Source organism: Paenibacillus sp. Marseille-Q9583, from assembly GCF_976954365.1.
In genome coordinates, this window is sequence record NZ_CDRJTB010000082.1 from 12,534 (window position 1) to 27,553 (window position 15,020).

At 41.7% G+C, this 15,020-nt stretch carries 12 protein-coding genes; 2 read left to right on the forward strand and 10 right to left on the reverse strand.

Features of this window, described 5'->3' with window-relative positions; translation table 11 throughout:
- Positions 1-217: 217 nt before the first annotated feature.
- From ACWNM1_RS26585 to ACWNM1_RS26615, 7 genes are all read right to left on the reverse strand, one after another.
- Positions 218-1,624, reverse strand: coding sequence for a GNAT family N-acetyltransferase (locus tag ACWNM1_RS26585; RefSeq protein ID WP_449603317.1), 1,407 nt, complete (start codon positions 1,622-1,624; stop codon positions 218-220).
- A 201-nt stretch (positions 1,625-1,825) separates the two neighbouring features.
- A complete protein-coding gene (locus ACWNM1_RS26590; RefSeq protein ID WP_449603318.1) occupies positions 1,826-2,821 on the reverse strand; it encodes an ROK family protein in 996 nt (331 codons plus the stop codon).
- 19 nt (positions 2,822-2,840) lie between these two features.
- Complete coding sequence (locus tag ACWNM1_RS26595; RefSeq protein ID WP_449603319.1) at positions 2,841-3,524, reverse strand: N-acetylmannosamine-6-phosphate 2-epimerase; 684 nt, start codon at positions 3,522-3,524, stop codon at positions 2,841-2,843.
- 5 nt (positions 3,525-3,529) lie between these two features.
- Positions 3,530-4,447, reverse strand: coding sequence for a dihydrodipicolinate synthase family protein (locus tag ACWNM1_RS26600; RefSeq protein WP_449603320.1), 918 nt, complete (start codon positions 4,445-4,447; stop codon positions 3,530-3,532).
- A gap of 58 nt (positions 4,448-4,505) precedes the next feature.
- A complete protein-coding gene (locus ACWNM1_RS26605; protein WP_449603321.1) occupies positions 4,506-5,393 on the reverse strand; it encodes a carbohydrate ABC transporter permease in 888 nt (295 codons plus the stop codon).
- 12 nt (positions 5,394-5,405) lie between these two features.
- Positions 5,406-6,302 (reverse strand): carbohydrate ABC transporter permease, encoded by an 897-nt coding sequence (locus ACWNM1_RS26610; protein WP_449603322.1) that lies wholly within the window; start codon positions 6,300-6,302, stop codon positions 5,406-5,408.
- 125 nt (positions 6,303-6,427) lie between these two features.
- Complete coding sequence (locus ACWNM1_RS26615) at positions 6,428-7,819, reverse strand: ABC transporter substrate-binding protein (RefSeq protein WP_449603323.1); 1,392 nt, start codon at positions 7,817-7,819, stop codon at positions 6,428-6,430.
- A gap of 273 nt (positions 7,820-8,092) precedes the next feature.
- Between ACWNM1_RS26615 and ACWNM1_RS26620 the strand changes: the two genes are divergently transcribed.
- Complete coding sequence (locus tag ACWNM1_RS26620; protein ID WP_449603324.1) at positions 8,093-9,721, forward strand: response regulator transcription factor; 1,629 nt, start codon at positions 8,093-8,095, stop codon at positions 9,719-9,721.
- Between the two features lie 4 nt (positions 9,722-9,725).
- The gene (locus ACWNM1_RS26625) at positions 9,726-11,531 is read left to right on the forward strand and encodes a cache domain-containing sensor histidine kinase (RefSeq protein WP_449603325.1); all 1,806 of its coding nucleotides are present in this window, start codon (positions 9,726-9,728) and stop codon (positions 11,529-11,531) included.
- A 2-nt stretch (positions 11,532-11,533) separates the two neighbouring features.
- Here ACWNM1_RS26625 and ACWNM1_RS26630 read toward each other — a convergent pair whose 3' ends face one another.
- The 3 genes from ACWNM1_RS26630 to ACWNM1_RS26640 all read right to left on the reverse strand — a co-directional run bounded on the left by ACWNM1_RS26630 (position 11,534) and on the right by ACWNM1_RS26640 (position 14,943).
- Positions 11,534-13,105 carry an ABC-F family ATP-binding cassette domain-containing protein gene (locus ACWNM1_RS26630; protein ID WP_449603326.1) on the reverse strand — a complete coding sequence of 524 codons (1,572 nt, stop codon included), beginning with the start codon at positions 13,103-13,105 and terminating at the stop codon, positions 11,534-11,536.
- Between the two features lie 187 nt (positions 13,106-13,292).
- The gene (locus ACWNM1_RS26635) at positions 13,293-14,414 is read right to left on the reverse strand and encodes a DUF4179 domain-containing protein (RefSeq protein ID WP_449603327.1); all 1,122 of its coding nucleotides are present in this window, start codon (positions 14,412-14,414) and stop codon (positions 13,293-13,295) included.
- Positions 14,407-14,943, reverse strand: coding sequence for a sigma-70 family RNA polymerase sigma factor (locus ACWNM1_RS26640; protein WP_149644250.1), 537 nt, complete (start codon positions 14,941-14,943; stop codon positions 14,407-14,409). Before ACWNM1_RS26640 ends, ACWNM1_RS26635 begins: the two co-directional genes overlap by 8 nt.
- Between the last annotated feature and the right edge of the window lie 77 nt (positions 14,944-15,020).

Consider the following 15,020-nt stretch of genomic DNA (forward strand, 5'->3'; position numbering starts at 1 on the left):
ATCCCTTTGATTTTCATCAAATCAGAGGAATTTAAGGGATTTTTCCCCTAATTATCAGTCTACTGACCAATAACCTCTTAATTTTAGGGAGAAATTCCCTAATTGTTCTATTGGGGCTTCACTTGGATCATCATATGGAACGTCATTTACAGGATAACAAGAAGAGAGCCACTCCCAAGTAGTAAAAAAACTACTTTTGGAACGGCCTCTTTTCTCTTTACACTATCAACTCACGTATAACTTCAACCTCATCCCTGCTCATTTCAACGAATCCAAGGGATGTATATAAATTCGAAGCACGTTCGTTCTCTATTCGATGTCCTATAACGATTTTGTCGCAGTGATGTTCCGCTTTTATAGTTCGAATCAAGGCATCCATTCCGGTTCTACCGAATCCTCTATTCTGATATTTCTGATCAATCATAAAAGCCATAATCCAATAACTTCCGTCCTCAGGATCAACGGCATATACTGAGAATCCTACCAATTCTTCATCTGCGTATAAAGCCAACGGAGTCATTCCGCAATAAGCCGATTCTGCTAACCAATAGACTACTGGTACAGGAAAAACCGTTTTTTGCTCATTGGACACCTCTAATTGCGTACAGGCATACCAGTTATTCTCAGTGATTGTCTTCAGCGCAATATGTGGATGAAAGCCATCCCGAATACGATCACAGATTCCTTCTAATTTTAATTTAAACTGTAGTGCCCATTCCGGACAAATAGATACGTCCAAATTCTCTAAACTCCGAAGCAACCTAGCGAATCCATATAAGTCAGAGAATCTTTGGAATTCTGGCAATAGCTTGATATATTTATCATCCAGCCGCTTTACAGATCTATAGCCATTAATAAAAAGATCGATGTTCTTCTTGCTCTCATCATCATTCTGTTTGGATAGATCTCTTAACGCTGATGTGATATCCATCGCAAACCAGTGATACATAGAGTCATCAAAGTCGATCGCACTATATCGAGATGTCTCTTTCATATAAAAGATATTATCTGTCTCAAAATCAAAATGGATCAGCCCCGTATGCCCTACGCCAAAAGAGAGCTCACTTAGCCACGCCTCAATTCGTTCATATTCCTTAAGCGCTTTATGCTCCTCGGGGTGTCTTCTTAATACGGATAAAATAAATTGAAGCGAATCGACCCAGCTTTTACGTGCGGGTGTGCTCGAAGCATAAGTCTCAGATAAATTATGCAATCTCGCGAGCGTTTGACCCCAATGTTGGAACTGCAGCTCCGACATCTCTTCAAGTGGAACGTACTCCCCTTGGGCTTGTTCAAAAACAACCCCGTGATATTTGCCATTTCCAGTTGAAAGGGTCTCAATCCACTTCCCTTGCTTGGAGCGTACTGGCGCTACGGTCTCATAGCCCTGTTCCAATAAGTACATCATAAAATCTAGTTCAGCCTGAATATTCTCTGCGGTATTATCCTCTTCATGAGTAAACCTTAAATAATAGTGCTTATTATTCCATTGAAACATATAAATAAAATTGCTACTTGCTCTCACAAGCTTCAAAGTTCCAGGCTCATGATTCCAATACTTGATCATCTCTTTGGCGGGTAGATCGTTCTCTGTTCCCCGTACCATGTTCATTAAATTCATCATTTCCGATAATGCCTCCCGTAATCATTGAGAGGTGTTCTTCCCTTACTTACGAATACTGACCTCTCTCGGACTTCATTGTGGTGTTGTTGGTAATCAAACATCATCACTCCTTATAAACGGATTAGGGACCCCAGAAAGATTCGACCTTTACTCTCGTCCCCTTTAACATTATCGGTAAATTATTCTATTTAATCAAGAGATTTAGATAAAGCCTTCATTACTAGATGAAAGGGATGGGACTCCGTACTCCCAGATCTGTAATGCCGCACCGATCATTCCACAGAAATTGCCACGATAGGCTGCTTCAATGCGGACGCCTTCCAGCATCGATGGCATCGTTCTCGTAGCCACTTCTCTTCTTATTCCTTCGAATAATAGCTCGCCTGCTTCAGCCACTCCACCACCAATAACAATAACCTTTGGGTTAAAAATATGAATAAAAGAAGCGAAAGCAGCTCCAAGTGCAGCGATTGTTTCTTCCATTACTTCTGTAGCTAGAGGCTCTCCTGACCTCCATCTCGTGATCACTTCACGTGAGTTTATGTTATCAAGTGGCAGGCTGTGTATAGTTAGTTTTTCCTGCATACGCCGAGCAATGCTTGTGCCTGACGCATAGTGTTCTAAGCAGCCTTTCCCACCACAAACGCATGCCGGCCCTTTGAAATCTACAGACATATGCCCTAACTCTCCAGCCCCACCCCAAGAACCATGAACAAGGCGACCTTCTACAATAATTGCTCCGCCTACACCCGTTCCAAGTGCAAGACAGATAAAATCTTCTACACCTATACAAGAACCTAAATATTTCTCTGTTAATGCCAGTACATTCACGTCATTATCTACGATTACTGGAAGCTGGAACTGAGTCTGAAGCAACGCTTTCAATGCTGTCCCAGCATAGCCAGGAATAAGCTCAGAGGCTGAGCGAATACTTCCCGCCTCCCAATCGATTTGTCCTGCCGTTCCTACACCAATCCCTTTAAACTGAATGCCTGCATGCATCGCTGTAACTTCATTCATTAGCTTTTGAATAGCCTCAATAGCTCGGTCCACGGTCTTCGTGAACCCAGCCTTTGTGCTCAGACTTACAGTATGTAATACGTCCCCCTGTGGTGTAACGAGTCCAGCATTAATTTTCGTTCCCCCGATATCCACTCCGACAGCATACCCCATTAGAGGATCATAATCTTCTAACACGGACTCGCCTCCTTAAGTCTCAGCAATCGATCACGGCTTTGACATATCGTGAAGTAATCAACTGTGGCCTTGTAATCGCACTTCCTACAACTACATAAGATGCCCCAGCCCTCTTAGCGCTCGCCGCATCTTCCGGTGTCCATATACGCCCTTCTGCAACTACGGGAATCTTCACGAACTCGCATAATTGCTGAAGCAAGACAAGATCTGGTCCTTCTTGTTGTGTGCTGTATGGTGTATAGCCCGAAAGTGTTGTACCAATAAAATCCACACCTAATTCTTCCGCTGCCAGTCCTTCCTCCAAAGTCGATATATCTGCCATTACAAGCACACCCATTTGATGGGCATATGCGATTAAAGGCTTGACCAACGCTAAGCGACCCTCTCGATTCGTAACATCTAATGCAACAATATCCGCTTTAGCGGACACGATTGCTTTCACCTCATCCAGAGTTGGCGTAATAAATATGGCTGAACCGGGAATATCCCGTTTAATAAGTCCAATAACCGGTACATTTACTTCTTCTTTAATAGCTAGAATATCTGGAACCCCATTCGTCCGAATTCCAATTGCCCCTGATTGAACCGCCGCTCTTGCCATTTTTGCCATTGTATCCCCACCATGAAGCGGCTCATGCTCAAGTGCCTGACATGACACGATCAGACCTTTCATCGGAAAGATATCGCTCTTTCGAGTCATCATTAACCCTATCCCTTCGCTTCAAGAATATAATCTAATATTCTATTGTTGAGAGCTTCCACCCGCTCCTGATCCGAAGCCTTTATGGGTAGAAGAGGCATTCTCGGTTGGCCCGTTTCAAATCCACGCAGACTCAGAATTGCTTTACATGCACCATATAATGATGGAAAGGTTAATAATTCTACAATGAGATCATTGATAATGAACTGCCATTTCTTCGCCTCAGCCATATCGCCTTGCCCATAACATTGTTCTACTTTTAAAAATAGCTCGGGCATAACCCCGTAGGTTCCACCAATCCCACCATCTGCCCCGATACTGCGGCCAGCCAAGTACTGCTCATCCGGTCCATTTAATACAAGAAAATCATTTCCACCTGCTGCCTTAAACTGCTGAAGCTCAAATGTACTTTCTGCTGAAATCTTCACGCCAATCACTTTATCCTGCGCGGCCATCTTCACTAACAAGCTTTTAGATAATTGAAAGCCTGTCGTTTGCGGGATGTGGTAGATAATAAATGGAAGTGAAGTACTATCCATGATCGCCTGCCAATGACTTTCAACACTGTCTGGAGACAAACGATAATAGATAGCCGGAACAGCCGATACCGCATGTGCGCCAACTAATTCAGCATGTTCAGCTAGCTCAACACTATCTCTTGTAGATGGAGCACCTACGTGAGCAATAATCGTAAGCTCATCTCCTACTTCCCCTATAACTGCTTCGAGCATTTGTTTACGCTCTTCTACCGATTGCAGCATGCCTTCGCCTGAGCTTCCGCCAACATAAAGTCCTTTCACACCTGTAGAAGCATAATGACGAGCTAGTTTGCGTGCCGCTTCTTTATCTATATTCCCCTCGGCATCATAACTGGAGTACAAAGCGATAATAATGCCTTTAAAAGCTTCAAGATCATATGATGTCATAGATAATAGCCTCCATCGTTTAAATCATTATTGTTAATTTACGTTGTTATGAGAATTATTAACCCTTAACAGCACCCATGGTAATCCCTTGTGTGAATGCCTTTTGAAACATTAGGAAAATCGCAATCATAGGAATAGAAGCTAACGCAGCACCTGCCATAAGCAGTCCATAGTTCGTTGTGAATTCGCCTCGAAGAGTCGCAACCCCAAGTGGTAAGGTCATCATCGAAGTGGATCGCGTCATAATTAACTGGCTGAAATAATCGTTCCATGAAGTGATGAAGGTGAATATGGCCAGTGCACCCACTGCTGGTTTCAATAACGGTAAAATGATCGTTCCGAACAACCGAATTTCCGAGCTGCCGTCAATTTTTGCCGCTTCAATCAACTCTCCCGGAATCGTCTGCGCGAACTGTTTCATCAAAAAGACTCCAAACGGCCAGCCAATTGCCGGCAAAATAAGCCCTTTATACGTATTGACCCAACCAAAGTCAGCTAACATCGTAAACAACGGAACGAGAATAACTTGCTTAGGCAATGCCATAGCGGCAACAAACATCGTGAAGATAATTCCTCGTCCTGGAAATGATTTCTTTGCGAGAACATATCCGGCGCAGGAGGAGACAATACAGATCGCAGCCATTTCTGCAAAAGCAATAATAAAGCTATTAAACATCCAACGTTCTACGGGATTCTTAAATAATTCTGTCCAGTTCTGTAACGTCGGCTTTAACGGAAACCACTCCGGTGGGATGGTCGTTGCCACAGTTTGAAGTTTAAAGGCCCCCGACACTACCCAGTAAAAGGGAAAGATAAAAAATAATGTAGCCAAAATCAATAGGATTGTAGCGATTATTTTTGGAATCGTTAATTCTTTTTTCCATGCGCTTACTTTCTTAGACTGGATAATAGGTGCTTTCATTTCTAATGGATTCGTAGAATTCATGATGTCCCCTCCTTAATACTCAACATCGCTGCCAAAGTATTTGAATTGAATGATTGAAATGATCCCAATTACAATTGCGAGTATGACGCCCATTGCAGAGGCATATCCGAAATGACCTAGCATAAAGGCTTGTTCATATACACCGTACATAACCGTTGAAGTGCTATATACAGGTCCACCTGAGGTAAGGAGTTGAATCAGTGCAAAACACTGAAAGGTATTAATCGTGGTAATCACGATAATATATAAGTTCGTTGGCATCAGCATTGGCCATAATATTTTCCGGAAAATTTGCCAAGGGGTTGCTCGATCTATCTCTGCGGCTTCAATATAAGAGGTAGGAATGTTACCAATGGAGGCCACATACAAAATGATCGGTTGCCCTACAGAAGTCGTTATTAAGACCACTATAATTGCAAGTAATGCGGTTCTTGTATCCCCAAGCCATGAAACAGGCTCCATTCCAAGCAAACCCGTCAAATAATTCAGAATTCCGTAGTTGGGATGGTAAATCCAGCCCCAAACGACTGTAATACTTACGACCGAAGATACGGCTGGCAAGTAGAACACACCGCGGAAAAACGATCTAGCAAACTCTTTTTTCTTATAAATATTCATGGAGACAAACAGAGAAAAGATAATCACGATCGGTACGGTGATCAATACGAGTAGTAAAGTATTTCCCATGGACTTCATGAAATTATCATCTTTAAATAAAGAAATGTAATTATCGAGACCCATAAAACTAAAATCTCTCAACGAGTAATCAAAGAAACTAATATAAACCCCTTTTATCATTGGGTAGGCTACAAACAGAAGAAAAAATCCAAATGCTGGTAATAAGAAAAGATAACTCATCATCCAGTCACGTATCACATAACCTTTAATTTTGCGTACCGTTGTCCCCACAACCTTCTCCCCATTTCTCTGATGAAAAATAATGATATTTATAGGTGCGTAGCTTTAAAATTTTCATTTTTTTCAAAAGAATAGAGTGCTTCCCGCACTCTATTCTTTTGAACACCATTCACTATTTATTTCATAGCTGCTTTTGCTTTAGTAATAGCTTCGTTAGCCTTTGTAGCAAAACTATCCAAAGCTTCCTTGCCGGTTGCGCCTCCAGTTAAAGCACGTTGTAATTCAGGGAACCAGAACGTACGAATATCTGCATATCCATCAGCAATCGTTGGTGCATCTGTCGTAAATTTACGTGCATATTCAGCGTATTTATACTCTGGATCGTCATAAAGACCAGTAATCGAATTACGAACCGAGAGACCGCCTGTTTGAATCAAGTTTTTCTTACCCCATACAGGATCATTTGCAATAAAATCAATCAGCTTTTTGGAAGCTGCAATCTTAGCTTCATCCCCATTGTTAAATACAGCCATACCCCCCAGATATGGTTCAAGCTTTGGTTCTGAACCATCTAGTGTAGGGAATGGAAGGAGAATATCTTCGAACTGTACCATTTTTTTAGATACGTTCTGTGCTTTTAGTACTGCGGAATAGTTAAGTGTAAAGGCCAACTTCCCTTGCAGGAACAAATCGTTCACGTCAGCAGCCGCAAGTGAAGCTGCACCAGAGACACTGAGTTTCTCTTTCGTAGCTTGAACAATCCAATCTAACGCTTTAGCAGCATTATCAGTATTGATAGCGACTGCTGAGTTATCTTCATTTAAGAATCGGGATACACCTAAGTTAGCAAGATAAGCGCGAGTGCCTTGGTCTCCAGCTTGGCTCTTCGCGAAGAATCCTGTAGGAATAACGTCCGGTGCCTTTTCTTTTACAGCTTCCAATGCCTTTTTATATTCTTCAAACGTCCAAGTTCTATCTTCCTTATCCAAAGGTAGTAAATCTAGAGCGCCAATCTTTTCAAAAATAGACTTATTAACAGCCATCATAAAAGGCGCTGTGTTGATCGGGTACATAAAGATGTTGTCGCCTACACTTGACTGCTTCCAAAAAGCTTCTGAAATATCATTCTTCACTTCATCAGTCACCATGTCGTTAAGCGGTGCAAGCAAATCCTTTTTACCCCAATCGATAATCCGTCCAGGTGCATCATAGATCACATCCGGTGCGGTATTAGAAGCAATTGCGACATTCAGTTTTTCAGGGCCGCCTTCAAAGGTGATCATCTCAAGGTTTACTTTAATTTCAGGATTCTTCTCATTAAAAGCTGCAATGATTTCCTTCTCATACTTGCCTACTTCACCATCTAAAGCTTGAAAGCTTGGAAAATTCCACCAAGTAATTTCTACTGGTTTAGCAGCAACCTCAGTTGCTGCGGGCTCAGTCTTGTCAGCATTATTACTTGGTGTAACCGCTGAATTCGCTGTGTTCGTATTTCCACATGCAACTAACTGTGTACCTAAAAGTGCGACACCAACAATACTCATTAGCCCTTTTTTCATTGCTTTCATGTGCTACCCCCAATTATTTTTTGTGGAATAAAGTACTGCTCTCATTCCTTGCGCTAATCATAAATCAATTGTAAATTTAGGAGAATCCCACTCCTTTTACTTTTAGGGTTCATTTCTGACATATCCCTTCAATCCACACCTCTTCAATGTTATAATACATTACACATTTATATTTTTTCACTTTTTCGCCTTAATGTAACCCTTTTAATCTTACATCTAATGGTATTCTCTTACGAGTGATCCACTATAATTCTAGTCTTCCGGAGGGATTTCATGTATAAATTGATGATTGTAGAGGATGAGCCATTAATACGAACAGGCTTAAAACATTACTTTGCTTGGGAGGAGCTTGGGGTCCACAGCATTATTGAAGCAGAGAATGGCAGAGAAGGAATGACCACCGCGCTACGCGAGAAGCCCGATTTGGTGATCACCGATATCCGGATGCCCGAAATGGATGGGCTTCAAATGATTGAGCAGATTCGCAATCTGCTTCCTGATACATTATTTATCATTTTGACAGGATTCAACGATTTCGAATACGCTCAGAAGGCTATACAACTAGGGAATGTACATGCTTTTTTGCTTAAGCCTTTGGAATACGAAGAAAGCCTTTTAGTAATACAAAAATGTATGAACAAACTTCATTTAAAACAAGAAGACCAATTAAAACGTTCTAATCTGGAAGGGGCAGAGCTTGTAAAGCTGTTGCTAGAGGAAGAACATTCAGTAATAGATGATGCTATTATCCATGAACTATGTAATTTCAACAGTAACTACTATCTTTATCTCCCCTTTGTTTTGACTGGCATTCCCATGAGAGAAACGTGCACGCAATCCACCCTAAGGATGAGAGAATATGCGAAAAAGTTCATTCATTACGCAGTGGATGAGTATCTCCATGACTCTACACCGCACTCTATTTTTACATATTCATCTAAAACAAAGCTCTATGGTCTTATAGTATTGGGATCTCCGTCTTCTACTGACAACTTCCCTCTACAAGCTCAAGTGCAGACACGAATTGACCAATATTTGAAGGCGCTTACGCTAGAACATCATCTAGACCTCTATTTAGTTATAGGTAAGACGACCGAGAACCCTGCACAATTACATACTTCGCTGCACGAGTCTGGTCGAATGTTATATCAACGCTTTTACAAAAGAGATTGCAGGTTATTCTATGTGCCACAGTGGATAGAAAACTCAAATTCTATGAAACCTTCCCTAATTCAACTAGATGAGAATGATAAGAAACGAATGATTTCCTGCATAGAAAGTGCTAACGAACAAGAGACGCTTCAGCTAATGCACCGTCTGGCTCAAGATATTCTAAGTAAAACTGATGTCTCTTCTCCTGATTACTGGCTCGCATTTCTTCAGGAAATCATAAGTGTTATAGTCCGCTTCGCCAATAAAAACCACATCCATATCGAAGGTGTGTACAGCGAAAAGCTACTGAACCTTACCTTTGTGGATGATTTTAATTCGCTTGAGACGCTTTTTGACTGGCTTGGCAGGTGGATGATTCATTTGGGGATTGTTTATACCGAAGGATTGACACACAACCACCAACAGGATGTGATCATATTCGAGCATATTAAATCCTTCATTAAAGAAAATATTGATCAAGACGTGACTCTGCAGATGGTAGCAGATCGATTCTTCTATAATCCATCATATTTAAGCCGCCTCTTCAAGCGGAAACTCGATAAGAACTATATGCGATTTGTAACTGAAATCCGGATGGAATATGCGCAGGAATGCTTAAAAAAACCGGAGATTCTAGTGACCGATGTCTGTACGATGTGTGGTTACAAAAGCTATAAGCATTTCGTTAAAACATTCCGAAGTATCACGAACATGACCCCATCAGACTATAGAAAACAATCGGGCTGGTGACTAAATGATGCAGATTGAGCAACCCAAGCGACGCTACCGGATGCGACATGTCAATCGTCAAATTTTCATACTGATGATCCTGACCATTACCATTCCACTCCTGATCATATCCGCAATCATCTATATCTTTTCAAACCAAGCCGTCAAAAATGAATACCAGAGCAGCTCAAATCTGATCCTTAATAACCTCTCGTTCAATATTGACCAATATCTTCAAAGTATTGATAAAGGTACACTGAACGCACAGGTAGATAGCCAGCTCCAAACCGCACTGGAGCACTGGACGATCCATAAAGACGACGTCGGAAATGACCTGAATATTCAGTATGGAAACACGATAGAGCATTTCATCAGCGGGATTGAGATGACGATTAAAAATGTTGATAGTGTGCAGATTTTTTCGGGATCACGTGTGTTCTACTCTGCCAATTTCAATCGTGCGGATTATGATGTGAAGGATTATACCCAGGAGGATTGGTATTTACAGACCCAGCAGAAAAAAGGCGGAGTGATTCTATTTGGCAGCCATGTCCCCTTCTATCGCACCAATTCCAAACAATCCGTCATTTCTATTGCCCGAGTCATTAATAAAAAAGGAAGCAAGCAGCCCATTGGCGTCATGTTAATCGATATCCGATTGGATTCATTACGTGAAATCTTAAAGCTCTCCGAGAATAGCAAACGAAAATTCATTATTTTAGACGATAAGGGCGGTAGTGTTTACAGCTCAGATATCATGGAGACCTCACCCTTACAACCTATTCCTATAGAACCTCAGGCGCTTAATACTTTCATGAACAATGATACGGGAAGCTTTTATGGTACTTTTGACGATAAGGACTCGTACATTAACTTTGTTACGTCTCCCTATTCCAACTGGAAGGTCATTCAGTATATAGATGAAAAAGAGATGACTAAGCAAGCCACTTTTCTCGGAAAAATCATTTTAACATTAGCGCTCTTGTCGCTTGTCACTGCGATCTTATTCATGTATATCCTATCGGAGCGTGTCACTAAGCCTATTATTCTTTTAAGCCGAAAGGTTAAGCTGGTGGGGATGGGGAACTTTGATGTGGATTTGTATAGTAATCGTCAAGATGAGTTTGGTGTTCTATACAATGGAATCCGAAAAATGGTGAAAGACCTGCAAAATTATATCGAGCGATCTTCTATGGCCAAAGCACAACAAAAAGTAGCTCAATACGGTGCCCTTAAAAGCCAAATCAATCCACACTTCCTTGCGAATGTACTTGAATCTATTCAAATGAAAGCCATCATTAATGGGCAAAGAGAGATTGGCGAAATGGTGGGGATTGTAGGTAGATTGTTTCGGATTCATATCCAGACCGGAAAGATAACCGTAACCCTGCGAGAAGAACTTGAACACGTCCGGCTGTATGTAAAAATCCAACAATTACGTTTCGGGGACAAAATTCAATATATTGAACAGCTAGAACCTAATACCGAAATAATTAAAGTCATGCACTTTTCCCTTCAGCCCATCGTTGAGAATGCTATCGTCCATGGACTGGAGTGTCGAAGTGAACCGGGTCTCCTTGAAGTCTCCTCGATGATTTCCGGGGATGACATGCTAATTATCGTTAAAGATAACGGTATTGGTATCGATGAAGAGAAACTTAAACAGTTACGTCTTCGTCTCTCTCAACCATCAGACACCCTAGATGAAGATCATATTGGTATAAAAAATGTTCATGATCGTATTCAATTTCATTTTGGTGAACCCTATGGGATTGAAATCACCAGTCAAGTAGGTGAAGGGACGACCGTAATCATCCGACTGCCAACATAATCCTAAACATTCTGCTCAGTGATTCCTGCTTCAGGATCGAAGGTAAGCATTTTCGTTGCAATTTTATCGATGAAGAAGCGGTCATGACTGACGGTAACTACGGCTCCAGGGAAATGAATAAGTGCTTGCTCCATCACCTGAATACTCGTCAAATCTAAATGATTCGTTGGCTCATCCAAAATAATGACAGCCGCGCCAGAGAGAAGACATTTCGCTAACGCTACTCTGGCCTGCTGTCCACCTGACAGACTGCCGATCGTTTTGCTCAGATCCATTTCCGAGAATTGTAGCATCGATAGAAATTTATTCACTTTTTTCCGCGGAGCATCGAGTCCCAGCCCATACACATTTACGGCATGACTGACTGTATCTTTAACATCGAGTTCGTCCCACATCTGATTGAAGTACGCGTAGCTGACCCCACGTTCCCAAGTCACACCACCCGTTTCAGGCTCTTCTTGCCCAGTCAATACCTTTATGAGTGTCGACTTCCCGCTTCCGTTAGGACCCACAACAGCTATCCGATCTTCCTTTTGAATATCGAAGCTAATGTTCTGGAATATCGTGCGACCATCATAGCTTTGTCCAATTCCCTTCACTTCACCAAGCTTGTCCGGAAACCGTAAATTGCTGTAGATATCCGTGATCAGTACGTTCACTGGATGAGGCTCCAAACGCTTTTTCATATCTGTCAGTTTACGTGATAGACGATCCTTCGAGGACTTTTTGTTCCCGCGGGTTTCAATGGCTTCCGACTCCATAAGTAGAAGCTCTTCTTCCCACTCGAACTGACGATCAAGCACCTTTTTGCGCATCTTCTTTTTACGAACATAGTCGGTGTAATTGCCTTCATATTCCTGAAAATGATAATTCTCGATTTCTATCGTCCGCGTGACTACTCTGTCAATAAATTGCCGGTCATGGGAAATGAGAATCATCGCCCCATTAAATCGGTGAAGCCACTGCTCCAACCATACGATCCCTTCGATATCCAAAAAGTTAGTAGGCTCATCGAGCAATACGACATCGGGCATTTCAATTAAGACTTTAGCCAGTGCTGCACGGTTCCTCCAGCCTCCCGATAACTCATCTACAGGTTGATGACGTGATCTTTCATTGAAGCCCAACTTCGTCAGAACAGTGTTGATTTCGACGGATACATTCCAGCCATCCAAATGATCCATTTGTTCAAAAAGCGCTGCTTGTCGCTCTAAAAGAGTATTCATCTGATCATCATCTGTCACTTGCCCAAGCTGTTCCCCGATTTGGTTAAGCTCTTGTTCGATAAGCGCTACTTGCTCGAAGCACAATTCTAACTCTTGCTGTACAGACAAGGACCCGGAAAGCTCCGAGAATTGAGAGAAATAACTGATCTTCACATTGGGATCTAACTCTACTTTCCCTGCTGTTGGCTCCTCTTTTCCCATCATCAGTTTAAAAACAGTAGACTTCCCCGCACCATTTCGTCCGATTAACCCAATCCGTTCACCCTTGCTAACTCGAAAATATATATCTCGAAAAATCAAAGTATTCTCATATTTCTTAGTTACGTTCTCCATACGGATTACGCTCAAATCTATCACCCCTAGTTCATATAGATCAAAATACAGCTCAGAACACTCAAAGAGCTATTATAGCACTATTTAAAAAAAGGGCTTTATAATCATATTTAATCTTCTAGAAAACAAAAAAAGGTCGCTGTTGGCGGACCTTTTTCTGCATTACGAATTCCAGCACATTCTCACTCTCATCACTTGCTGTTTATTTTTTCAAGATATCAATATACGCCTCTTTCTTGCGATCAGGCCCCGCATCAAGCTTCAAACGAATGAATTTTGGTTGATCCAATACGTTGCTGCTAAAGTTACTTATAAATCCATCCTCACTGCCACTTCCGCCAATCGAATTATTTTTCAATTCGCGTTTCCCAACCCGCGATGTCAACTCACTAGGAGTCTTTCCAAAAATTTCATTCCTGATCTCCCAATCGGTTTTTAATGCCTCACTTAACGTGAATTTAACTACTATACTTAAAGGAGATAGCTCCACCTGCGCAAGATTCACTTCATGTCCGTCAATCATAAAAGGCTGATTTATAACTACTGTCTCGGTCTTCTGTTCCCAGAATTTTGGATCAATCGTAAAGTTCACCTTTAAACGGTCAGAATACCGCATATCGGATAAAACCGTTCCCGTTTTCGGTTTGCTCAACATTCCCGGATCCACTGAGGCAATCTGAAAATTCGCCACCACCTCTTTTGGAAATGCTTTATCCTTATCTAGTGGATAGATAGTTTTTCCGAGCCATGTATAAATACTATCCACAGCATGTAAACCCATCCCACCTCTACTCCCATTTTTATCTACTACACTTTGTCCCGTCACAGCATCTGTCAGCCATACACTATTCACATTGTAAATTTCCTGACCACCACTTGTAGTCCCTGTATATAGCAGAATAATTTTATTTTCATCAGCGATCACAGCATTTAGAGTGATTTTATATCCGTTTTTCTCAGCACTCTTATTCACGATTTGCACATAATCGTTTCGAATAGCAGATTCTAACGTAAGAGCATCAACATCAGATTCAGCCAACTTCTTAAAAGGTTCCAGCACACCCCAATCACTTGATTCAATACTTGTAGAGGCTTGCTGTGGCATCCATTGGGTTGGATTGAAGAAGAGTAAACCTGCAATCAAAACAGATGCAGTCAGTACAGCCATTGCGCTTCTAGCGAACATTAGCTTTTTTCCGCGCTTTTTACCTAGTTCGAGTCCTGCTTGAATGGCATAGATTTGTGCGGCTGCACTCTCCATTTTGTGCTCCTGTGGGATCCGTTCAGCATCGATTAACATGGCAAGCTCCTCCTGACTACTCATGGTTCCAATCACCCCGATTCTTAATGATCGTTCTTAACTGCTTGAGTCCTTTATGCTGCCATGTCTTGACCGTTCCTTCAGGTTTATCCAGAATGTTAGCAATCTCATTTAAGGTCATATCGTTGTAGTATTTAAGCAGCAGCACATGGCGATACTTGGGTTTAACTTGTTCAAGTGCCCACAGCATTTCCATCCGATGATGGCCAATGTGCGTAATCTGCTCTCCTATTCTCTCGTCTACAAGCGGCATGGAACGCTTTCTACGTCTTTGTTCATCTATACAGACATAAATCAGGATCCGAATGATCCATGATTTAAACGCTTTTGGATCCTTTAACGTTTTTCTTTTGATCCAGGCCCGGCAAGTCATTTCCTGCATCGCTTCAAGCGCATCATTCCGGTTACGCAAGTAGCTATAGGCAATACTGTATAGTTGTTCTCTGTGTACCAATATAGAATCGTAGAAATCCGTCTCGCTCCTAGAATCAAGAATCGTTACCTTCTTCATTTCTGCATTAGTCATCGTCATATCCTTCCTTAGCCCCCTCTCCTAAACCTCTCATAGATTAAGACGGGGAGGGTATAGAAACGGTTTTTATTTGTAAT

What these genes read in the sequence shown, in the direction of transcription:
- ACWNM1_RS26585 (WP_449603317.1), bottom strand. Translation starts at nt 1,624, where the DNA reads ATGATGAATTTAATGAACATGGTACGGGGAACAGAGAACGATCTACCC.
- ACWNM1_RS26620 (WP_449603324.1), top strand. Translation starts at nt 8,093, where the DNA reads ATGTATAAATTGATGATTGTAGAGGATGAGCCATTAATACGAACAGGC.
- ACWNM1_RS26600 (WP_449603320.1), bottom strand. Translation starts at nt 4,447, where the DNA reads ATGACATCATATGATCTTGAAGCTTTTAAAGGCATTATTATCGCTTTG.
- ACWNM1_RS26625 (WP_449603325.1), top strand. Translation starts at nt 9,726, where the DNA reads ATGATGCAGATTGAGCAACCCAAGCGACGCTACCGGATGCGACATGTC.
- ACWNM1_RS26615 (WP_449603323.1), bottom strand. Translation starts at nt 7,819, where the DNA reads ATGAAAGCAATGAAAAAAGGGCTAATGAGTATTGTTGGTGTCGCACTT.
- ACWNM1_RS26640 (WP_149644250.1), bottom strand. Translation starts at nt 14,943, where the DNA reads ATGACGATGACTAATGCAGAAATGAAGAAGGTAACGATTCTTGATTCT.
- ACWNM1_RS26605 (WP_449603321.1), bottom strand. Translation starts at nt 5,393, where the DNA reads ATGAATTCTACGAATCCATTAGAAATGAAAGCACCTATTATCCAGTCT.
- ACWNM1_RS26595 (WP_449603319.1), bottom strand. Translation starts at nt 3,524, where the DNA reads ATGATGACTCGAAAGAGCGATATCTTTCCGATGAAAGGTCTGATCGTG.
- ACWNM1_RS26635 (WP_449603327.1), bottom strand. Translation starts at nt 14,414, where the DNA reads ATGAGTAGTCAGGAGGAGCTTGCCATGTTAATCGATGCTGAACGGATC.